Source organism: Rahnella aceris (genome assembly GCF_011684115.1).
GTDB lineage: Bacteria > Pseudomonadota > Gammaproteobacteria > Enterobacterales > Enterobacteriaceae > Rahnella > Rahnella aceris.
In genome coordinates, this window is the sequence record NZ_JAADJV010000003.1 from 217,206 (window position 1) to 238,399 (window position 21,194).

The window sequence follows — 21,194 nt, forward strand, 5'->3', positions numbered from 1 at the left end:
CCTATCATGTTTAAAAAATTACTTTCCTTTGTCGCATGGACACTATTTCTGTGCCTGTTACTTATTGTTTGTATTGTCATGTCTGTTGTTTTCGAACAAACACTCCTGCATGCATTAATTTTGTGGCTGATATTGATCCTCGCCGTTTTATTTTCCCGGTTTGTCTGGGGATCTGTTTCCGGTATGGCGCAGGCGAAATATATCTCCTCCCTGAAGGCAAGATTTAAACTCACCCGGCTGGAATATGTTTTATTCGAACACTGGAAAACCGGGGCTGCGGTAATTAAGCGCATCAGAAGACGCAAACAGCCAATACCCTGGTTTATACTCACTGGCGGGCGAAGTGGTAAAACGACGCTGATGGCCGGTGCAGGATTACCGCTGTTTTCTAATGAACCGGAAAGTTCTCTGGTTGTGCCGACCCGAACCTTACGCTGGTGGTTTTTTCGTTCCGCAGGTTTTCTCGACCTCTCCAGCCATTTTCTGAATAAAACCCCGGCCTTCGAGCGCGGCTGGTTGCGTCTGGTGAACTGGTGTGCCCGTCTGCCTGCGCCGGGTGGCATCGTGGTGTGCGTGTCGGTCAGTGAGTTGCTCGAAAAAGATGACGCGGAACTGCATCTGCATGCGCGGCATATCCGCACGCAGATCGAACCGCTGGTCAGTAAAGTCAAACGCCGTCTGCCGGTGTATCTGTTTATCACTTGTTGTGACCGGGTGCCCGGTTTCAGCCACTGGGCCAATAATCTCTCCGCCGAACAGCGCCAGCAACCGCTGGGTTACTACTGGCGCCGTTCGCCTGTCGTCGACGGGAAAGATCCGGCCTTGCTGGATCCGCTGTTTACGTGCGTGAAAGACGGGCTGGATAAAGTGCGTGTCAGCATGCTTTCGGGCGGCGAACCGGATGGCGACACGCTGGCGTTGATGGATTTCCCTGAACAGCTACCGAAATTGCAACCTGCACTGCAACGTTATCTGGCCGCCCTGTGTGAGCCGGACGCTTACTTTCAGCCCGCAGCACTGGGTGGTATCTGGTTTACCGCCACTGAACCTGTCAGCAAAAACAGTGCTTCGCGTCAGGCTTTCTTTATCCATGACCTGATGGCCCGATTACTGCCTGAACTAAGCCGCCAGCGTGAAATTGAGCCTGTCGGGTTTGGCCGTCGCTATCTGCATAAATGGGGGGCGATGACCTTCAGTGTGCTGGCAATAACCTATGTGCTGTTTTCCGGTTATTTCACCAACCGCCTCACCGGGGGCTCGCCCGCGCAAATGGATGTCACGGCGCAGGTTCAGCAGCTTGAGAACATTGAACACTGGAATGCACATCCGCTGAAATATTTACCTTTTGTTCCCGTTCTCAACCATCGCCATGCGCAGCTTGAGGCCAGCATTCTTGCTGCATCCCCACGCGATAAGGTGAACCTGCGGGAGATAGCAGATAACTACCAGCAGCTGTTCACCGACGCCGATCCACAGCAAAAACGCGAGTTGATTCTGAACCTGGCAAGCACGCTTATCACTAAACAGGCCATGTGGGAAAAACAGCCGGTCAGTGAGCTGATAAAACAGGCGCCGGTTCCGGCGGCGCTGAGCATGACCGGGGCCACCGTGTCCTTACCCTATCAACAGGATGTGGTGTTGCAACGCGCGCTGTTACAGTTGCCGGAAGGCGGCAAGCAACTTGTGGTACTGCGCGAATTGCTCGGACGTTTGGTCAACAGTGATCCGCAGATGGCATGGCTGGTGGCTCCTTCAGGCGATCTGACGCCAGTGAATCTGACGGATTTCATGCCCTCGTCTGAGGATAAAACGCAGGTCAGTGGTCTGTGGACGCTACAGGGCACCGCACAAATTCAGGGCTGGTTGAAGGAAATTCGTCGCGCAGGAGGTGAACAGGTCCCGATGCCTGCGCTAGTGGCTTTTGAACAGCACTGGCCTGCGCTGCGCCAGACGCAATGGATGACGATGATGCTGGCGATGAACCAGCAACCCGCCCCGGAGCTGACCAGCGAAGAGTGGCAAACCGCGCTGATTACGCTCGATCAGGGTAACAGCCCATCAATGAAATTTTCCCGTTACGTCAATGAACAACTAGAAGACATCCGTGCTCAGGATGCCGAGCCCTGGTTGCGCGAGCTGCGCCGGTTGAATCAGTTACAGGCTATGTCGGTACCCGGTGCGCTGATACCGCGTATCAGCAAGGTCCAGCAGTCTTTTCAGAAGAAAATTTCAGCACTGCTGAAAATCGACAGCAAAACCCTGACACCCGTGCTTTCCGATCTCAATGTGAAAAACTGGAATGCCTGGAAAAACAGTCTGCATGCGGCGGTTTCGGACGTGTTTGCTACGCCGAAAAGCAGCGATCGTCTGACGCGCGGACTGTTCCAGACCGGCGCGGCGGGTGACAGCAATCCACTGCAATTACTCGACAGCCGTTTTAACGTGCTGCGTAAGAGCTTGTCGGCGGAACGCGATGATTTTGCCACCAACGCGGTGTGGGCGTTGTATCAGAATGATGCGCACTGGCTGGTGGCGCATGCCATGCAGCGTTCTGCCTGCTGGCTTGAACAGCAATGGCAGAGCCGGGTGCTGTGGCCAATGGAAAATAATGCCAGCCGTCTGGAGTACGATGACCAACAGGATCTGGCGTGGCAATACCTGTCTGACTTTATCCGTGGACCGGCAAAAAGTGTGCTGGTGGTTGAAGATAACGGGCCAAAAGCGGGCGAATTCAACGGGCAGACACCGGGCCTGACACCGGAATTTCTGCGAATGGTCAATCACGTGTTGCGTCCGGATGACGTGCTGGCGATGCCGGAACGTGAAAATACCCGCAATGACGATGCGCTGGCCGCCCTGAAAGATGAGCAGGCCGATCTGGAGGCTCAAATGGCGGCACTGGAAGCAAAATCGCTGGAACTGACGCTTAAAAGCCTGCCTGCCACCATTCCCGGCGGTGCGCGGCTGATGCCGGTGGGTACTCAGTTGACGCTGTTCTGCGATGAGCAACAGTGGAAGCTCAATAGCATGAACTTCAGCGAACAGGCGGCATTCCGCTGGCGCCCGGGGCATTGCAGCCGTGCCACGCTGGTGATCAAGTTCCCTGGTTTCGATCTGACGTACGAATACTTCGGCGACGCCGCATGGCCTGATTTCCTGCAGGACATTTCCGACGGGCAGCATCGTTTCAAAGCGGAAGATTTCCCGGATGATGCTGCTCAGCTGACGGCACTGGGCATCAAAGAAGTCATGGTGCGTTATCAGAGCGGCTCACAGAACGCGGTGCAGGATCGCTGGCATCAGTGGCAAGAACTCAATCAGGCACTGAATGACAACGCTGAGGCGCAGCAGGAAACCGGGCTTAAAAAAGCGGAAAAACAACGACCGACGGCGCTGAAGAGTGCGTTCTCTCAACTGCCTGTCCGCATTACCGGATGTCACTGAGCGTCTGATCAGGACGCCTTTTGAAAAATTTAAAAAGGATAATTTATGGGTAACTACCTGAAGAAAATTGTAGAGAAAATGAATGTCGAGGCACGTGAGTGCCTTGATGCCGCGATCAGTCTGGCCGTCAGCCGTACGCATCACGAAGTGGACATCGAGCATTTACTGCTCGCACTGGTGACCCGTCAGCCTGCGCTGATTGAGCAACTCTGTCTGAATGCCGGATTGCGGGGTGATGCGTTAGTCGATGCGCTGCAAGTCAGCCTCAACCACCTGCGTAGCGGCAATACGCGTAGCCCGGTATTATCGGAGCTGTTGGTCGAACACCTGGAGAAATCCTGGTTGCACGCCAGTGCCTGCTGGCAGCAAACACAACTGCCGGTACAGGCCTTTCTGGGTAGCCTGCTTGCCAGTGAAAAAGACAATCAGATCCACCTGTCGTCAGCCTTACAGCAGGCGCTGCTGTGTCAGGCTGATCGCGCTGACCGGTTGCTGCACGATGCCTGCGCACCGGTACAGGCCACGAATCATCCTGCTGCAACCCGCCACAATACTGATTCTGCGGTGATGAAATTTACCCGTAACCTGACTGAACAGGCGCGTGATGCGGCACTGGATCCCGCGCTGGGTCGCGAGCCTGAAATTCGTCAACTGATCGACGTGCTATTACGCCGCCGTCAGAACAACCCGGTGCTGACCGGTGAACCGGGAGTGGGGAAAACCGCGCTGGTTGAAGGGCTGGCACAGCGCATTGCGGATGGCACTGTACCGGAAGCGCTAAAGTCAATGGAGATTCTGTCGCTGGATATGGGGTTGCTTCAGGCCGGTGCCAGCGTGAAAGGCGAATTTGAAAACCGCCTGCAAACTCTGTTGCGTGAAGTGAAAGAATACCCGTCTCCGGTCATTCTGTTCATTGATGAGGCGCATACACTGATTGGCGCGGGGGGACAGGCCGGTCAGAACGACGCTGCTAACCTGCTTAAACCAGCGCTGGCTCGCGGGGAAATGCGCGTGGTGGCAGCCACCACCTGGGCTGAATACAAAAAATATTTTGAGAAAGATGCGGCCCTGGCACGACGTTTTCAGGTGATCAAAGTGGCGGAGCCTGATGAAGAGACCGCCATCGCCATGCTGCGGTCCCTGAAACCGGCTCTCAGCAAACATCATGGCGTGCAAATCCTCGAAAGCGCGCTCGTGGCCGCTGTTCGCCTCTCCAGCCGCTATATTTCTGGCCGCCAGTTGCCGGACAAATCCATCAGCTTGCTGGACACCGCCTGCGCTCGGGTGGCGATTTCACAGTGCCATGAGCCTAAAGAGATCGAAGATCTTAATGCGATGATCAGCAACATTCACACTGAGCGGGAAAGTCTGCTGAAAGAGGGCGAGAATCCCTCCCGGGTGAAATGGCTGGACCAGCGTGAAAGCGAACTGAAGCAAAGTCTGGAGGCACTGCTGCCGGTCTGGCGTCAGCAACAGCAGATCGTGGCGCAAATTAATAGTATTGAGGATGTGGCGCAGATTGCCGCATTGCGTGTGCAACTGGCTGAGATGCATAAAGATCAAGCTCTGGTGTATGACTGCGTGGATGCGACCTGTGTCGCAGATGTGATTGCTGGCTGGACCGGTATTCCGCTGGGCCGGATGATGGAAAAAGAGCAGCAACAGCTTGGCGATCTGGTTGCACGTCTGGAAAGCCGGGTGATCGGGCAATCCCACGCATTAGCGGACATTGCGCAGCAAATCCGCATCGGGCGCGCCAATCTGGCGGATCCGGTTAAGCCGACCGGCGTCTTTATGCTGGCCGGGCCCTCCGGAGTTGGGAAAACAGAAACGGCGCTGGCCTTGTCTGAGCTGCTTTTCGGTGGCGAGCAAAGTTTAATTACCATCAATATGTCCGAGTATCAGGAAGCACATTCTGTATCAGGCCTGAAAGGTTCCCCGCCCGGGTATGTGGGTTATGGGCAGGGCGGTGTGCTGACCGAGGCGGTGCGTCGTCGTCCATACAGCGTGGTGCTGCTCGATGAAGTTGAGAAAGCCCATCCGGATGTGATGGAGATTTTCTATCAGGTATTTGATAAAGGCGTGATGGAAGACGCTGAAGGCCAACTGATCAATTTCCGCAATACCCTGATTATTCTGACCAGCAATCTGGCCAGCGATCGCGTGATGACCGCCTGTGCCGCCGGAAATACGGATCAGAAAGAGTTGACAGCACTCCTGCGGCCTGAATTCGATCAGTACTTCCGTCCTGCGCTGATGGGACGTTTACAGCTGATCCCTTATCTGCCGGTCGTGGGCGAAACACTGGCAAAAATCATCCGTCTCAAAATCGATAAAGTGTGCAAACGCTTTAGCGGTGCCGGTGAAGGTAATTCCTCCCTGAGCTACAGCGAAAAAGTGGTGGAGTTCATGGCCAGCCGCTGTCAGGTCGAACAAAGCGGGGCGCGCGAAATTGATGCCGTCCTGAATCGGGAACTGCTGCCGTTGCTGACCGACCGTCTGCTGGCGGTCGAAAGCAAAGCCGATATCCGCCTGCAGGTTGGTGTCAGTAAAGATCAGCTCACTCTGACGAAACAGTCAGCGACCAAACGCTCTGCCGCGAAACAACCCGTCTGAGTGACAGGAAAAGGATAACCATGAAAAACCGGGTGAATTTGCGCGCACTGAAAATTAACGGGCACGATCCGAGGCTCAGCAAATCCTTTCTGTTGCTGAGCAGTGAGCTAAGCCCGCTGAATGGCACCATTCCCGCCAGACTGGACTGGAATGCGCTGGAAGAACGGTGTTTTCAGCTGTTCCATGAATATGGCTACGACCTGCAAAGTGGCATGTGGTTTTGTCTCATCAACCTGCGGCTTAAGAGCTGGAAAGGGCTGGCGCTGGCACTCGATCTGCTTTCGACGGCATTTACCCACAACAGCCAGCGCTGCTGGCCGCCGGTGGCCGCCGTTCAGCAGCGACAGCAGTTGATCGACTGGTTCAATGCCAATGTGGCGACGCATATTTATACGCTGGAGTACGGGCCGGAAAACAGCGCGGAAATGCGACAGGTAGAAAGAAGTATCGGCGTGCTGTGCACACAGTCCAAAAACCTGCAATCACGCAGCCATGACTCGCTGAACAATCTGCATTATTTCCTGCAGGTTCGCTGTCGTTCCGTGCCGTATCCGGTCCACGCCAAAGTGACGAAAGCGATACGTGAGCCCGTAGATAAGACTCCTCAGGTATTGAGTGAGAAAAATGTCGCTGCACTGCTGACTGACATCGTACCTGATGTAGAACCGGTTGAAATCCAGCTTGCTGAGACACATCACCCGCGCCCGTTATTGTGGGGGCTCGGTGGAATGGCTGCTGGCATAGCGGTTTGCGCCGTCGCTGCGGCGTTCTGGTTCTCATCACAGACGTTGAGTTTTAGTGAAAAGTTGAGCGTCCCGTTACTGACATTGCAACACAGTGAGCGTCAAATAAATGACGCCTGGAACAAAGCGCCTGAAGCCGATCTGAATGCGCAAAAAGAGGCAGTGTTAGCGCAGGCGGCACCGGTGCTGACATGGCTGAGCGAACAACCCTCTGATGTATTGCTGCGTCAGGGTGAAATATTGTCTGATCATCTGGAAAAAGCCTATCCGGGAAATCAGTACAGTGCTCAATGGCAGCGCACAGTAGATGAAAAGGCGGGAGATATTCCGGCACTGGACGGTTTAGTGCTTGCTAATAAACATCTTGATGAGCTTGAAGCCCGGTTGCTGAACGCTGAAAAGAAACACAGCCAATATATGACCGTGTCAGAATTGAAAACAGCGGTATATCAGATACGGCAGGACCTGCAGCGCAATGGTGTGCCCGCTGAAACCCTACTTTGGCAACTCAGTCAGCAAAATGAAAATACCGATCAGTTTAATTCGGCATTATTAAAGCAGGTCTCACAAAGAATCGAAGCGTTAAATTCAATCTATTTTATGTATTTATTTGAAAAGCATATCTGAAGAATTTATTAATAGTAATTATGTAATGGAGTTACATTATGTTCGGTAAAAAACAGTTAAAGTCTCCCGATGCAGATAAAGTCAAAGCGTTGAAGAAATGGGACGCTCGTGATAAAAAAAGACAACTGCTGATTCACACGGTTTCTGCTAACTATGTGAATACACCACTGCTCATGAAACCGGGCAGAGATGTTTTTAAAACCTGGGATATTATTTCAAGTTCATTCATTGATCTGGATAACGTGCTGGCCGGTTTCCGGCTGGGGGCCGGACTCACGGTCAGATCGCAATCAGGATTATTTTTCGAAGCAGGCTTTATTCTCGATGTGCCGGTGCAAAATATAATGGGAACATTCAGCGGTGATGTATGGTTCCCTAATCATGCGGGTGTCAGTAATGGTATGGTCTATAACCGTTTTGCCCTTGCTGACAATATTTTTGCGGGCAGATCTAAAAAGAAAGAAATCATTGCTCCCGGTGGTTACAATCAAATTCAGCCACCCCAAAAGATACTCAAGAACACTAATTACCAATGGCATAATGAGATCCTGCTTATTGGTCGTCCGGATATTAATACTTATCAGGGATTACCTCCGACGCGTGAGATTAAAATAGCGGGGATTTTTGTAGCACCTAAGACTATACGTCCGACTCGGGAAGCGACCCTAGGGATTAACGAAAGGTTGTACAAGTTAGTTGAACGGATGAAAAAATGTAATCCTGGCGTTCCGGTTATTGACATTTCTCGTTAAAGATCTCCTTTACAGAGATGAGCGTCATGTGTAAGCCCCCTTAAACCGGTTCGCTTTACGCATGACTATCATGCCCTTAATGTCAAAAGTTAGCCTTGAATAATAAAGCGTTCATCTATACCCGATGGCGTACGAGTGTATCTATACTCTTTCTGTGGGACGACCAACGTCGCCCCGGAAATTGTGAAGCCACTCATGAAGCAAACTAAAAATAAATCATCGCTGCTTACTGTGACCGTGGCCTGTATCGGTGTTGTCTATGGCGACATCGGTACCAGCCCGTTGTATACCCTGCGTGAATGCCTGACCGGACAGGCGGGCATCGCCGTGACGCAAAGCGCGCTGTTCGGCTTTCTGTCATTGATTTTCTGGCTTCTCATGCTGGTCGTTTCCGTTAAATACATCAGTTTCGTCATGCGGGCTGATAACGACGGGGAGGGCGGCATTCTCACTCTGATGGCGCTGGCTATCCGCAATCTGAATCCGCGCTGGATCCCGTTCATTATGTTTATCGGCCTGGTCGGCGGCAGCTTCTTCTATGGTGACGGCGTTATCACGCCTGCCATCTCGGTGCTTTCGGCGATTGAAGGGCTGGAAATTATCGAGCCATCGCTCGACCGCTTTATCATTCCGTTTTCTATTGCTGTTCTGACGCTGCTGTTTTTTATTCAGAAGAACGGTACCGGTAGCGTGGGGAAAATTTTCGCCCCGGTGATGGTGGTATGGTTTATCACGATTGGCGCGCTGGGCATCGGCGGCATCGTGCGTAATCCTGACGTATTACAGGCGCTCAACCCTTACTGGGCGGTGCATTTCTTTGTGGAATTCAAAACCGTGTCGTTTTTCGCACTCGGTATGGTGGTACTTTCAGTCACCGGTGGCGAAGCGCTATATGCAGATATGGGGCATTTTGGTAAGAAACCCATCCGCATCGCCTGGTTTGTGCTGGTCGGGCCTTCGCTGGTGATGAATTATTTCGGGCAGGGCGCGTTGTTACTCAGCCAGCCTGCGGCCATTAAGAATCCGTTTTTCCTGCTGGCACCTGACTGGGCGCTGGTTCCGCTGCTGGTGCTGGCCACGCTGGCGACCGTCATTGCTTCGCAGGCGGTGATTTCCGGCGTGTTCTCTCTGACGCGTCAGGCCGTGCGTATGGGCTATTTGCCGCCGATGCGCATTATTTACACCTCCGATGTGGAGTCGGGGCAAATCTACATTCCGGTCGTCAACTGGCTGCTGTATTTTGCCGTGCTGATTGCGATCGTCAGCTTCAAACATTCCAGTAATCTGGCCTCGGCGTACGGTATTGTGGTCACCGGTACGATGGTGATCACGTCTGTACTGATCGGCATTGTGATGATTAAAAACTGGGGATGGAAAAGCTGGGCTGGCGGCCTGGTGATCACGGCCATGTTGCTGATTGATGTACCGTTGTTTGCGGCCAACCTGAGCAAAATTTTCTCGGGCGGCTGGTTGCCAGTGGCAATCGGGCTGACCATTCTGGTGATCATGCTGACCTGGAAAACGGAACGTTCGCGGTTGCTGCGCCGCTTGCGTCAGGATCCGGAAGCGCTGGAGGCTCTGATTACCTCGCTTGAAAAAGCGCCGCCACAACGGGTGCCGGGAACGGCCGTGGTGATGTCGCGCGGGCAATATGAAGTGCCGCTGGTGTTGTTGCATAACCTCAAGCACAACAAGATATTGCATGAGCGCGTGGTGTTACTGACTATCGTCACCGAGGATGTGCCGTATGTGCATAACGTACAGCGGGTGATTATCGAACAGCTTTCACCGGCATTCTGGCGGGTTATCGCCCGTTATGGCTGGCGGGAAAAGCCGAATGTGACGGATATCCTTTATCGTTGCGGGCTGGAAGGGCTGCAAAGCAACATGAATGAAACCTCATTTTTTATGTCGCGCGACACCTTTATTCTCGGCGAGCCGCGCCCGTGGTACCTGAAGGCACGCGGAAAACTATTTCAGGTATTGCAGCGAAATTCTCTGCGTGCGCCGGAACATTATCATATTCCACCAAACCGGGTGATTGAGCTGGGTGCGGTGGTGAAATTCTGAGGAAGGCCACAGGTCACCGCCGGTGCATCAGGCACCAGCGGTAAAGGCGGATTAAGTTTGCGGAGCGGAGGAGGTTAAATCTGTGATAACAGACGCTGCTGAATCCTGCGTTGCTTGTGATGCTGGCGACTGAGTGACGGGCGTCAGTTCGGTGATGTTCGGCGCCTGCGTCCCCTGCGTGGTTACCGGTGTTGCAGTTTGCGTTTGCGGAGTCGTTACCGGCGCGGCAGGTGTTACAGTCTGCGTTTGCTGGGTCGTTACCGGCGCGGCAGGTGTGGCAGTCTGCGTTTGCTGAGTTGCTACCGGCGCGGCAGGCGCTACAGTTTGCGTCTGTTCAGCTGCGGCAGGATCTTCAATTTGTGCTGGCATGCTCGGAATGCTCGGAACGGGTTCTGCCGGAATTGATTCTGACTTCGGTTTCGGAACCGGCGTTGATGCGCGAACAAGGAATGTCGGTTTGAGGTTCGCAACCGAATAGGTTACATGACTGATCACATCGCGCGAAGTGGCCACTTCGACAGGGGATATGGTCACGCGGCCAACAAGTGAACGGGCATAGCCGCCGACTTTATGTTTGCCCTCCGGAAGTTGTAACTCCATACTCTCGCCAATCCCCAGCGCACCGGCATCTTTGCCATCAATGGTCACATACAGCTTGGTGCCGTCGTCGGTTTTGGTCGGGACGTGCGTTACGGTCACCCGCGTGGAGCCAAAATCGAAAGCCGGTGCCTGGTCGGCGGTTTTCGATTTTGCACATCCTGTCAGGGCTAAAACGGCTGCTACGGCAGCCAGGGTGAAACGATAACTCATAGTGCGACGTCTTCCTTTAAGGGATTTTTGTGATCTGCGTACCAATATACCCGATCTCCGGTGAGAGATGAATGCGCATTCCGGGAACTCAGAGCAGTCTGTTATCAGCTATTCTTCGGCCTTGCCCGTTTTCTTTCATGCGATGAGGTTAGTCATGCATCAATTCCATTCTTATTGTATTTCAGCCTCAGGGGAAGAAAGGGGGCAAGGGGATTTCGAGGCTCGTTTTCCTTACTGGAGTTTCACCAAAACCACGATAGCGATTTGCGCGCTGAAGCTCAGTGAACGTGGCGTTTTGCAGCCCGACAGCCGCATTGACGGCGCGGCTTATACACTGCGGCAACTGCTCAACCACACCGCCGGATTGCCGGATTACGGCTCGCTGAAAATCTATCACGACGCTGTCGCTGCCGGTGAGCAACCCTGGGAGCGCCAAAAATTACTCAATGCCGCCTTAGCCAAAGGCATGCTGTTTGCACCCGGTGAAGGCTGGTCCTATTCCAATGTTGGCTACATGCTGGCCCGCGAGCAGATTGAAGCCGCGTCCGGACAAAGTTTTGCGCAACTGGTGGCAGACATCATCACCACACCGCTCGGGCTCACCAGCATTTCTCTTGCCACCACGCGCGAAGAGTTCGCGCAACTTCACTGTGAAGCCGCCGGAAAGTACGATCCGGGCTGGGTGTCTCACGGTTGTCTGGCAGGCAATGTGCGGGACGCCGCCAGACTGTTGCACGGTTTATTCACCGGCAAACTCCTCAGCCCGGCATCGCTGGCTGACATGCGGGTGACATACCCGCTCGGCGGTGCCCTTGAAGGGCGACCGTGGACCGAATGCGGTTACGCGCTCGGGCTGATGAGCGGCGCAATGGGAAAAGCCGGACGCTCGGCAGGTCACTCAGGCGGCGGTCCGTCGTGCGTGAATGCGGTCTATCACTTCCCGGATCTCAGCGAACCCGTGACCGGAGCCTGCTTTACTGACGGATATCACGAAGGGGAAGCCGAGACTGAACTCGGCAGACTTGTGCAAAACGTCGAATAATGCGGAAAGGGGTTCAGACCTGCGGTTCATGACAACAAATACACAGTTTATTGCCATCGGCGTCGCAGAAATACGCGCCGTAATAATCCGCATGATAATGCGGACGTAATCCCGGCTGGCCTTCGTCCCTTGCGCCATTGGCGATAGCGTATTCATAGATCCGATCAACCGTGTGACGTGTTTTTGCCAGCAATGCCACCATCTGGCCGTTACCGGCGCTGGCGGTATCGCCATCAAGAGGTTTACCTATCAAAAATAACGGGCGCGGTGCATCAGGTGCCATCCACGCCGCCCAGGGTTTTTCATCGTCACAAAACTTCAGGATATGCCCCAGTTCAGCCATCACCGTGGCATAAAATTTGTAAGCGCGCTCAAAGTCGTTAACGCCGATACAGATGTGTGAAATCATGGGTGCCTCCATTGAAACTGAACACTTTTTATAGCCGGTTATGGCATTGCGTGCAGACTTTTGTCGTCAGACAACCGGAGCATTATTCCACTTTGTGCTAAATTAGCCCTCATTCTTACCCGTATTCCCCGAGGCAACATGTTCACTCCGCTCAACCGTACCACCCGTGAAATGAAGATCAACAATGTTGTGCTGGTCACTAATGCATTGAAATCACTGGGGTCGGCAACAAAAGCAGATTTAGCGGTTGCTACCGGGCTGAGCATTGCGACGTGTGGTGCGGTGCTTAATGAACTGAGTCTGCGCCATGAGGTACTGGCGCTGGAACTGGAAGTTTCTCGTGGTGGGCGTCCGGCGCAGCGCTATGCATATAACCCGGACTTCTTCTCCGTACTGAGTTTGTATGCACAGGGCAGTGACACGGCGGCGCAGATTATCTGGTCGGTGAATTCAGCCACGGGTGAAAGCCTGGCTCAGGGCGAAGTTCGTTTTTTGCCGCTGATGCTGGCAACGTTTTATCAGCAGATTGAATCGCTGCTGGCAGATTACCCGAATATTAAAGCGCTGGGCGTTGGATTGCCGGGTGTGGTGGTGAAAGGCACCGTCGCGACCTGCGATATCACGGTGTTTGCCGGTGTTGCCATCGAACAACAACTGCGTGACCGTTTTGGCCTGTACGTGCAAGTCGATAACGACATGAACTATACCGCCTGGGGTTTTTACCGCAGCAGTTGTGCCGGCGTCACTGCGCCGGTTGCCTATGTATTTAAGCCGGATGTCCCTTGTCTCGGATGCGGGATGGTGATTAACGGACAGGTATTACAGGGCGCAAGCCAGTTTGCCGGTGAAGTTTCCAACCTGCCGTTTGAGCATCTGAACACGCTGCCGGTGGCGGAGGAGATGGCAAAAGTGATTGTCTCGCTGACGGCGATTATCAACCCGGTCACCATTGCACTCTCCGGCCCTAAAATCAGCGAAGCGCTGATCCCGCAACTGACGGCACTCTGCCAGCAGTATATTCCCGCGCAACATATGCCTGAACTGACTTACCGCCCCTCCATGCGTAAGGATTATCTGCAAGGCATCACCGAACTGACCCTGCATAATTACAATCTGTACGTCGCTTTCGGCGAGTAATCCGTATTGACTTTTTTTTGTCCTCACCTCTATACTTGCCACTTATTAAAAGTCTTTTAATAATTAATTTTCTGCCGGGGGAACCTGATGTCACTGTCATCTGAAATGGAAAGTGTCAACGCGCATGCCGGAAGTCCTGCCCGACGTGTCGCCACGCGGGCTATATTTTTTGTTACCGGCATGGCGATGGGGTTGTGGGCGGCGCTGGTGCCTTACGCGCAGTTGCGTACGCATTCCGAAGCGGGTGATCTCGGATTACTGTTGCTGTGCCTGGGTGCGGGGTCACTGCTGTCGATGCTGGGTTCCGGTCGGATTATTGGCCGGTTCGGTTGCCGGGCGGTGATTGTGGCCGCCGTGGTGTTGTATTGCCTGATGTTGCCGTTGCTGGCGGTGTTCAGTGATATCGGGTTGCTGGCGCTGAGTCTGTTTATTTTCGGCATGGGAATTGGTCTGGCTGATGTTGCGGTCAATGTGCAGGGAACGCTGGTTGAACAGGCAGCGGATAAACCGCTGATGTCTGGCTTTCATTGCCTGTGGAGCGTCGGCGGTATTGCCGGGGCCGGTGGCGGCGCGTTACTGCTCAGTGCCGGTATTTCGCCGCTCGGCAGCACGTTTTTTGCCGTGGCGCTGGTTGTCATCGTGACTGCCTGGTCTTTCCGCGGCATGTTACCGTTTGGCGCGCATGAGGAAGACGGGGCTGAGGGCAAACCTAAAGCGAGGCCGAATTTTCGCCTCGCGCTGATGGCCGTGATGGCGATGATCTGTTTTATGGCTGAAGGTGCGGTGCTCGACTGGGGTGGCGTATTTCTGACTCGTGAGCGCGGGCTGGCGCTGGAACATGCAGGCTGGGGCTTTGCGGTGTTTGCTGTCGCGATGTCGCTGATGCGCCTGACCGGCGATGCCATTGTCAGCGCGCTGGGACGCAAAAGAATTCTGGTGGTGGGCGGTGTGCTGGGGATCGCCGGTTACCTGATGGTGGTGCTGTTACCGGGCTGGATCCTGCCGTTATGCGGGTTTGCGCTGGTCGGTATCGGTGCGGCCAATATCGTACCAGTACTGATTACCCTCGCAGGCCAGGAGAAAGTGATGCCGGTGAATATGTCTGTGGCGATGGTTGCCACACTTGGGTATCTCGGTGTGCTCGGTGGCCCGGCAGTCATTGGCTTTATCGCCCATTTATCCAGTTTATATGTGGCATTTTCGGCGGTAGCTGCCGCGTTTCTTATCATCACGTTTGGCGCATACAAACTGAAGTATTGATTGTTTTCAAAGATCAAGGTTTTATAACTGAGTAGCAAATTTGCCCGCTGGCGCCTCAACCCCGTCAGCCTTCTTTTACTGTTAATGATAAAAATCCGACCCTGCAAGGAGCTGTGATGGCCGTAAAACTTATTGCCGTAGACATGGATGGAACCTTTCTGAACCCGCAACATGAATACAATAAAATCCGTTTTCGCGAGCAATATCAGCAACTGCTGGCGCGCGATATCAAATTTGTGGTGGCCAGCGGTAATCAGTATTACCAGCTTAAATCTTTCTTCGATGACATCGATGAACAGATTGCCTATGTGGCGGAAGGTGGGGGTTATGTCGTCGACAAAAAAGAAGAAGTTTATTGCGGCAAACTCGAACCTGAACAGGTCGCTGACGTACTGCACTGGATCAGCCGGACACCGGGCATTAACACCATCGTTTGCGGCAGAAAGGGCGCGTATGTACTGAATGGCACCGATGAAGCTTTTATCAGCCGGATGCGTCGTTACTATCACCGCCTGAGCAAAGTGAGCGATTATGCCGAAATTCACGACACGATTTTCAAATTCGCACTTAGCTATAGGGAGGATGACGTTTATCCGCTTATGGGCGAAATTACCCGCCATCTGGGCAATATTGTTGCGCCGGTTACCAGCGGGCACGGTTCGGTGGATCTGATCATCAGCGGAAATCACAAAGCCTGCGGCCTGCAAAAAATCCAGAAAATCTACGGTATCCGGGATGAGGAAGTGCTGGCCTTCGGTGATAGCGGAAATGATCTCGAAATGCTCAGCTATTGCGGATTTGGTTTTGCGATGGAAAACGCCTCGGCAGCGGCCAAAGCTGCCGCAAAATACACGGCACCATCAAACAGCGATGAGGGTGTGCTGAACATTATCGATGATGTGCTTAATGACCGTGCGCCGTTTGCCTGAACGACGAAAGACTGAAGAAAAGTGAACTGAAACAAAAGGCTGCCAGAGAACGGGCAGCCTTTTTAATTGTGCAAAAACTTAAGGTACGTAATCCGGAGGAACATCGTTGTTTCCCGGCGGGGCCGGATAGTAGTCCGGTGGCACCTCTGACTGTGCCTGAGGTTGCGCACTGTAACCATAGCTGGCATCGACCGGCACTTTATTGCCTTTGGCATACATGCACTGGGTGTAGACGGTATCGTATTGATTCTGCAAATTACCGCTGCTGGCACCTGCGCCGTTACTGCCCATCGCGCTGCCAATCAACAAACCACTGCCTGCGCCAACCAGCGCGCCCGCTCCGGCCTGATGAGACGCCGCGCCTAGCAGCGCACCCGCCGCCGCACCTACAACGGTGCCTGCCGCGGCGGTATTGACTGCGTTATTGTTGGCTGTTTGTGCGCCGCCGTTAACACTGTTGTAGGCGTCATTCCGGCAGGCCATTTCATCCATACGGAATTGCTGATAATCCTTACCGGTGCCGGGTAACACCATCACATCGGGCCGGGTGGGAGGAGAAACGCAGCCGGAAAGCGCTGCAGTCAGGGCGATAACCGCCAGCGGAGTGAACCTGTTCATGAAATTATCGCCTGTTAACGCGGTGCGGAATCACCTACAACCACCTTCATCCAGCCGCGCGGACAGCGCTGCACATGCGGATAGTAGCCCGCAGGATTCTGGCAGTAATAGGCATAGTCAGGAGTTTTCTCAACATATGTCTGCGGTTGTGCTGGTGTAACGTAGACCACCGGCGGCGGCCCGTAATACACCGGAGGCGGTGGTGGTCCCCAGGGGATGCCGACGATAATGCGCGGTCCACCGTATCCACCGTGATAGTAGCCGTGACCATAATAACCATGCCCGTAATAGCCATAGGCAAACGATGCAAAGCTGGCAGACATCAGCACGCCAGCGGTCAGCATCAACAACAACCTTTTCATAACAACCTCGACGCGCAATGATCGGATACAGGGAATGGCTTAAATGCCACCATTCCTGAGCGTAACGATACGCCCAAGTGTGGGAAAAGGTTGGCGGGAGATCAGGGTGAATCTGACAAGGTAACGCCAGCAATTGTGAGCAAAAAATTCACGGGAAAAGATTACTTTACGAACATCGGAGAGGGCGTGGGAATATCGGGGAAAACCGCCCGGTTCTGTTAAAAAACCAACCCGGCGGCGGATGAGATGCGGCGTTAAATCAGGATTTTTTCTCTGCCGTAAAGCGTCTGAACGCTTCAAGCGTTTCATCGCTGACGTGATGCTCAACACCTTCTGCATCGAGGCGCGCGGTTTCGGGGCTGATCCCAAGGGCAATAAAGAACGCTTCTACGACGTTATGACGCTCGCGGTTTTCCGCTGCCAGCCGCTCACCTTCAGGCGTAAGGAAGGTTCCGCGATAGGGTAACTGATGAACCAGCCCGGCATTGGCCAGTCGTTTGAGCGTTTTTGCGACGGTAGGCTGAGAAACCCCCAGCCGCGCGGCCAAATCGACCTGACGCGCTTCGCCAAATTCGTGGATTAAGTCTGAAATCAGCTCAACGTAATCGTCCATTAATTCCCGGCGATGTGCCTCGCGCACCTGTAAAAAACCCTGAGCGTGTTCTTCCACATCCAGTAATGGATTTATTTTTTTTTCTTTCACTACGCCTGCCTCTTTCTTGCTCAACGGTTTTTACCGTTGCCGCGTACACCACGGCAACTCACGCATTGTAAACCAAGTACACACATCTACCAATTTCTGAAAACTTTGCCTTGGCTATGGAGTATAGCCTGTGCTATACCTGAATAATAAACCGCCGGTTAATGCGCAGAGTGACAGGAGAGATTTGATGGAAAAAGGACAAAGCATTTTAAAATTATTCAGCTATTCGCCGTTTCGTTTGCGACTGATGCTGGTCGGGATGATCGTGGCGCTGATCACCGGAAACGCGCAGGCGGCCGAAAAAGACAAAAAGAAGTTTAAAGTCGTCACCACTTTCACAGTGATCCAGGATATCGCGCAGAACGTTGCCGGTGATGCGGCGACGGTAGAATCCATCACCAAACCCGGCGCAGAAATTCATGATTACCAGCCGACGCCGCGCGACATCGTGAAAACCCAGTCGGCGGATCTCATTTTGTGGAACGGTTTTAACCTTGAACGCTGGTTTGGTCGTTTTTTTGCCAACATCAGGAATGTGCCTTCTGCGACAGTGACGGACGGCATCGCGCCTCTGCCTATTCAGGAAGGACCGTATGTCGGTAATCCAAACCCTCATGCCTGGATGTCCGCGAAAAATGCGCTGGTTTACGTCGAAAATATCCGCGCCGCGCTGGTGAAATATGACCCTGAAAACGCCGCCGTTTATGACCGCAATGCTAAAAATTATGCCGAAAAAATCAGCCTGCTCGATGCGCCGTTGCGTGAGCGTCTGGCGAAAATCCCGGAAGGACAGCGCTGGCTGGTGACCAGCGAAGGCGCGTTCAGTTATCTGGCGAAAGATTATGGATTGAAAGAAGCCTACCTGTGGCCGATCAACGCGGAAGAACAGGGTACGCCGCAGCAGGTGAAAAAAATCATCGATCTGGTGCGTCAGCAAAATATCCCGGTGGTATTCAGCGAAAGCACAATCTCGGACAAACCGGCGAAGCAGGTCAGTAAAGAGACGGGCGCGAAATATGGCGGCGTGTTGTATGTCGATTCACTGTCTGCCGCTGACGGGCCGGTGCCGACTTACATTGATTTGCTGAAAGTCACGGTGAGTACCATCGCAGAAGGGTTCGGACAATGAGTGACACCAGGCTGCATCTCAAGGTTGATGATATTTCGGTGACCTACAACAACGGGCATACCGCGATTGAGAATGCCTCGTTCACGCTGCACGGCGGCTCGATTTGCGCACTGCTGGGCGTGAACGGCAGCGGTAAATCCACGCTGTTTAAAACCATTATGGGGATTATCCGTCCGACGCACGGGCGGGTGACACTTGATGGCCTCAATGTCGCCAAAGCACTGAAACAAAATCTGATCGCGTATGTGCCGCAGTCGGAAGAGGTGGACTGGAATTTCCCGGTGCTGGTGCGGGATGTGGTGATGATGGGGCGCTATGGCAAAATGTCGTTTCTGCGCATTCCCTCACAGGAAGATAAAAAACAAGTTGCTTCCGCGCTGGCGCGTGTTGGGCTGACGGAGCTGGCCCACCGCCAGATTGGAGAGCTTTCCGGCGGTCAGAAAAAACGCGTTTTCCTGGCGCGTGCGCTGGCACAACAAGGGCGGGTGATGTTGCTTGATGAGCCGTTTACCGGCGTGGATATCAAAACTGAAAACGCCATTATCGAATTGCTGCGACAACTGCGCGAGGAAGGACATCTGATTCTGGTGTCGACGCACAACATCGCCAGCGTGCCCGATTTTTGTGATCGCGTGGTGCTGATTAACCGCACGGTGATGGCTTCCGGTCCGCTGGAAACCACCTTTACCCATCAGAATCTTGAAAATACCTTTGGCGGTGCGCTGCGTAATATCGGCTATCTGGTGCCACAAGAACCGGTGAGGCGGGCGGTATGACCGAACTGTTGCTGGAGCCGTTTCAGTACAACTATATGGTGAAAGCCATCTGGGTGAGTGCCGGTGTCGGTGCAGTGTGTGCCTTTTTATCGGCGTATCTGATGCTCAAAGGCTGGTCACTGATGGGCGATGCGTTGTCGCATTCGGTAGTGCCCGGTGTCGCAGGCGCTTACGCGCTGGGCTTTCCCTACGCGATCGGCGCATTCGGGACCGGTATTCTGGCCGCACTTTGCATGACACTGTTGCGTCACTTCACCAAACTGCGGGAAGACGCGATTATCGGTTTTGTGTTCTCCACGTTCTTTGCCCTTGGCCTGTTACTGGTGTCGCTTAACCCGACATCCGTTAACGTGCAGTCGATTCTGTTCGGCAATATTTTAGGGATTGATGACGCCGATATTTTACAGGTACAAATTATTGTCGGCGTTTCGCTGCTGGTGCTGTGTCTTATCTGGCGTGACCTGCTGGCGGTATTTTTCGACGAAGCGCATGCGGTTTCGGTCGGCCTTTCGCCGCTGTGGCTGAAAGTGATTTTCTTCACTATTTTCAGCGCGTGCAGCGTAGCGGCGTTACAAACTGTCGGCGCAATTTTAGTGATCGCAATGGTCATCACACCCGGCGCAACGGCCTATCTGCTGTCAGACCGTTTTTCACACCTGCTCATTATTTCTGTGATCATCGGTGCAGTGACCAGTGCAGCGGGGGCATGGCTGAGTTATTTCCTCGATGGTGCAACCGGCGGGGTGATTGTTTGTCTGCAAACCACCGTCTTCCTGCTGGCGTTCTTGTTCGCGCCGAAACATGGCTGGCTGGTGAATCATTTCCGCATTAAAAACCGGAGCCGCGCATGATGTCCTGGTTTGATGTGCTGATGGAGCCGCTGAGCTTCGATTTTATGCAACGTGCTCTGCTGACCGCTGCGGCCACCAGTATCGTCTGCGCAATGTTTTCCTGTTTTCTGGTACTTAAAGGCTGGTCGCTGATGGGGGACGCCATTTCTCATGCGGTCCTTCCGGGCGTAGTGCTGGCCTATCTGGCAGGAATTCCGCTGGTGATTGGCGCGTTCGGTTCCGGCCTGTTTTGCGCGGTCGCGACGGGTTTCATCAAAGAACATTGCCGGGTGAAAGAAGATTCGGTAATGGGGATCGTCTTCTCCGGTATGTTTGCCGGTGGTCTGGTGCTGTTCTCGCGGGTGAATACCGAGCAGCATCTCAGCCACATTTTGTTTGGCAACGTGCTGGGTGTGACCGACAGTGAAATGTTGCAAACCCTGATTATCGCCGCTGTCGTGACGATGGCGATTATCCTCAAATTTAAAGACCTGATGCTGTTTTGTTTTGATCCTGTACAGGCGAAAGTCATCGGGCTGCCGGTACGTTTTTATCACTATGCGTTGTTGTGTATGCTGGCACTGACCATTGTCGCAGCGTTACAGGCTGTCGGTGTGGTGCTGGTGGTGGCGATGCTGATTACGCCGGGCATTACGGCGTTTCTGCTGTGTAAGACGTTGACGAAGATGCTGGTGGTTTCCGTGACAACGTCACTTTTTGCGGCCATCTCAGGCACTTTTATCAGCTTCTATATTGATGCTGCGACCGGGCCGACAATCGTTCTGGTGCAGGCGGCCATTTTCCTGCTGGCGCTGACGGCGAATTTACTGCGCAAATCGATTAAGCCGCGTCAGGCCGCACCGAATACTTAGTACCGGCGCGTCAGGACGCCGTATTCCCTTTTTGAGCGATTCTGATGACGCCGCTGGCTACCTGC

At 53.6% G+C, this 21,194-nt stretch carries 18 protein-coding genes; 13 read left to right on the plus strand and 5 right to left on the minus strand.

Annotation, left to right across the window (positions count from 1 at the left end):
* Positions 1–6: 6 nt before the first annotated feature.
* The 5 genes from GW591_RS16520 (at position 7) to kup (ending at position 10,252) form a co-directional block, all read left to right on the plus strand.
* Positions 7–3,444, plus strand: a complete 3,438-nt coding sequence (locus GW591_RS16520; RefSeq protein WP_166861020.1) for a type VI secretion protein IcmF/TssM N-terminal domain-containing protein — start codon at positions 7–9, stop codon at positions 3,442–3,444.
* 45 nt (positions 3,445–3,489) lie between these two features.
* A complete protein-coding gene (gene tssH / locus GW591_RS16525) occupies positions 3,490–6,060 on the plus strand; it encodes a type VI secretion system ATPase TssH (protein ID WP_166861023.1) in 2,571 nt (856 codons plus the stop codon).
* A gap of 20 nt (positions 6,061–6,080) precedes the next feature.
* Complete coding sequence (locus GW591_RS16530) at positions 6,081–7,430, plus strand: VasL domain-containing protein (RefSeq protein WP_134705368.1); 1,350 nt, start codon at positions 6,081–6,083, stop codon at positions 7,428–7,430.
* Positions 7,431–7,468: 38 nt separating this feature from the next.
* On the plus strand, positions 7,469–8,182 hold the full coding sequence (locus tag GW591_RS16535; protein ID WP_112197331.1) for a hypothetical protein: 714 nt from the start codon (positions 7,469–7,471) through the stop codon (positions 8,180–8,182).
* Between the two features lie 195 nt (positions 8,183–8,377).
* The gene (gene kup, locus GW591_RS16540) at positions 8,378–10,252 is read left to right on the plus strand and encodes a low affinity potassium transporter Kup (protein ID WP_013578190.1); all 1,875 of its coding nucleotides are present in this window, start codon (positions 8,378–8,380) and stop codon (positions 10,250–10,252) included.
* A gap of 51 nt (positions 10,253–10,303) precedes the next feature.
* On the opposite strand, the gene GW591_RS16545 is transcribed toward kup, so the two are convergent.
* Positions 10,304–11,062 (minus strand): hypothetical protein, encoded by a 759-nt coding sequence (locus GW591_RS16545; protein ID WP_153375286.1) that lies wholly within the window; start codon positions 11,060–11,062, stop codon positions 10,304–10,306.
* Positions 11,063–11,216: 154 nt separating this feature from the next.
* Here GW591_RS16545 and GW591_RS16550 point away from each other — a divergent pair, with 154 nt between their 5' ends.
* A complete protein-coding gene (locus tag GW591_RS16550) occupies positions 11,217–12,104 on the plus strand; it encodes a serine hydrolase domain-containing protein (protein ID WP_112197329.1) in 888 nt (295 codons plus the stop codon).
* 13 nt (positions 12,105–12,117) lie between these two features.
* Here the strand turns inward: GW591_RS16550 and GW591_RS16555 are convergent, their stop codons facing one another.
* The gene (locus GW591_RS16555) at positions 12,118–12,513 is read right to left on the minus strand and encodes a VOC family protein (RefSeq protein WP_112197328.1); all 396 of its coding nucleotides are present in this window, start codon (positions 12,511–12,513) and stop codon (positions 12,118–12,120) included.
* A gap of 138 nt (positions 12,514–12,651) precedes the next feature.
* Between GW591_RS16555 and GW591_RS16560 the strand changes: the two genes are divergently transcribed.
* From GW591_RS16560 to GW591_RS16570, 3 genes are all read left to right on the plus strand, one after another.
* A complete protein-coding gene (locus GW591_RS16560) occupies positions 12,652–13,650 on the plus strand; it encodes an ROK family protein (protein ID WP_112197327.1) in 999 nt (332 codons plus the stop codon).
* A gap of 87 nt (positions 13,651–13,737) precedes the next feature.
* Entirely contained in the window at positions 13,738–14,910 is a 1,173-nt protein-coding gene (locus GW591_RS16565; protein WP_112151393.1) for an MFS transporter, read from the plus strand.
* Between the two features lie 116 nt (positions 14,911–15,026).
* Complete coding sequence (locus tag GW591_RS16570; protein ID WP_013578196.1) at positions 15,027–15,839, plus strand: Cof-type HAD-IIB family hydrolase; 813 nt, start codon at positions 15,027–15,029, stop codon at positions 15,837–15,839.
* Positions 15,840–15,917: 78 nt separating this feature from the next.
* On the opposite strand, the gene GW591_RS16575 is transcribed toward GW591_RS16570, so the two are convergent.
* From GW591_RS16575 to mntR, 3 genes are all read right to left on the minus strand, one after another.
* Entirely contained in the window at positions 15,918–16,457 is a 540-nt protein-coding gene (locus GW591_RS16575; protein WP_119262297.1) for a glycine zipper family protein, read from the minus strand.
* Between the two features lie 14 nt (positions 16,458–16,471).
* Positions 16,472–16,819, minus strand: a complete 348-nt coding sequence (locus GW591_RS16580) for a hypothetical protein (RefSeq protein WP_013578198.1) — start codon at positions 16,817–16,819, stop codon at positions 16,472–16,474.
* Between the two features lie 259 nt (positions 16,820–17,078).
* Positions 17,079–17,522, minus strand: a complete 444-nt coding sequence (gene mntR, locus GW591_RS16585) for a manganese-binding transcriptional regulator MntR (protein ID WP_013578199.1) — start codon at positions 17,520–17,522, stop codon at positions 17,079–17,081.
* Positions 17,523–17,769: 247 nt separating this feature from the next.
* On the opposite strand from mntR, the gene GW591_RS16590 reads away from it, so the two are divergent.
* From GW591_RS16590 to GW591_RS16605, 4 genes are read left to right on the plus strand one after another with little or no spacing between them, the layout of a single operon-like run.
* The gene (locus GW591_RS16590; protein ID WP_370447456.1) at positions 17,770–18,651 is read left to right on the plus strand and encodes a metal ABC transporter substrate-binding protein; all 882 of its coding nucleotides are present in this window, start codon (positions 17,770–17,772) and stop codon (positions 18,649–18,651) included.
* On the plus strand, positions 18,648–19,427 hold the full coding sequence (locus GW591_RS16595) for an ATP-binding cassette domain-containing protein (RefSeq protein WP_037032910.1): 780 nt from the start codon (positions 18,648–18,650) through the stop codon (positions 19,425–19,427). Before GW591_RS16590 ends, GW591_RS16595 begins: the two co-directional genes overlap by 4 nt.
* Positions 19,424–20,278 carry a metal ABC transporter permease gene (locus tag GW591_RS16600; RefSeq protein WP_013578202.1) on the plus strand — a complete coding sequence of 285 codons (855 nt, stop codon included), beginning with the start codon at positions 19,424–19,426 and terminating at the stop codon, positions 20,276–20,278. The genes GW591_RS16595 and GW591_RS16600 overlap by 4 nt, the downstream gene beginning before the upstream one ends.
* On the plus strand, positions 20,275–21,129 hold the full coding sequence (locus tag GW591_RS16605) for a metal ABC transporter permease (RefSeq protein ID WP_119262296.1): 855 nt from the start codon (positions 20,275–20,277) through the stop codon (positions 21,127–21,129). The genes GW591_RS16600 and GW591_RS16605 overlap by 4 nt, the downstream gene beginning before the upstream one ends.
* Positions 21,130–21,194 lie beyond the last annotated feature (65 nt).

Bases quoted from the DNA above. Each gene is read 5' to 3' on its own strand.
- GW591_RS16555 (WP_112197328.1), bottom strand. From the start codon at position 12,513: ATGATTTCACACATCTGTATCGGCGTTAACGACTTTGAGCGCGCTTAC.
- kup (WP_013578190.1), top strand. From the start codon at position 8,378: ATGAAGCAAACTAAAAATAAATCATCGCTGCTTACTGTGACCGTGGCC.
- GW591_RS16545 (WP_153375286.1), bottom strand. From the start codon at position 11,062: ATGAGTTATCGTTTCACCCTGGCTGCCGTAGCAGCCGTTTTAGCCCTG.
- GW591_RS16550 (WP_112197329.1), top strand. From the start codon at position 11,217: ATGCATCAATTCCATTCTTATTGTATTTCAGCCTCAGGGGAAGAAAGG.
- GW591_RS16530 (WP_134705368.1), top strand. From the start codon at position 6,081: ATGAAAAACCGGGTGAATTTGCGCGCACTGAAAATTAACGGGCACGAT.
- GW591_RS16565 (WP_112151393.1), top strand. From the start codon at position 13,738: ATGTCACTGTCATCTGAAATGGAAAGTGTCAACGCGCATGCCGGAAGT.
- GW591_RS16590 (WP_370447456.1), top strand. From the start codon at position 17,770: ATGCTGGTCGGGATGATCGTGGCGCTGATCACCGGAAACGCGCAGGCG.
- GW591_RS16535 (WP_112197331.1), top strand. From the start codon at position 7,469: ATGTTCGGTAAAAAACAGTTAAAGTCTCCCGATGCAGATAAAGTCAAA.
- GW591_RS16570 (WP_013578196.1), top strand. From the start codon at position 15,027: ATGGCCGTAAAACTTATTGCCGTAGACATGGATGGAACCTTTCTGAAC.
- tssH (WP_166861023.1), top strand. From the start codon at position 3,490: ATGGGTAACTACCTGAAGAAAATTGTAGAGAAAATGAATGTCGAGGCA.
- GW591_RS16520 (WP_166861020.1), top strand. From the start codon at position 7: ATGTTTAAAAAATTACTTTCCTTTGTCGCATGGACACTATTTCTGTGC.
- GW591_RS16580 (WP_013578198.1), bottom strand. From the start codon at position 16,819: ATGAAAAGGTTGTTGTTGATGCTGACCGCTGGCGTGCTGATGTCTGCC.
- GW591_RS16595 (WP_037032910.1), top strand. From the start codon at position 18,648: ATGAGTGACACCAGGCTGCATCTCAAGGTTGATGATATTTCGGTGACC.
- GW591_RS16600 (WP_013578202.1), top strand. From the start codon at position 19,424: ATGACCGAACTGTTGCTGGAGCCGTTTCAGTACAACTATATGGTGAAA.
- GW591_RS16560 (WP_112197327.1), top strand. From the start codon at position 12,652: ATGTTCACTCCGCTCAACCGTACCACCCGTGAAATGAAGATCAACAAT.
- GW591_RS16605 (WP_119262296.1), top strand. From the start codon at position 20,275: ATGATGTCCTGGTTTGATGTGCTGATGGAGCCGCTGAGCTTCGATTTT.
- GW591_RS16575 (WP_119262297.1), bottom strand. From the start codon at position 16,457: ATGAACAGGTTCACTCCGCTGGCGGTTATCGCCCTGACTGCAGCGCTT.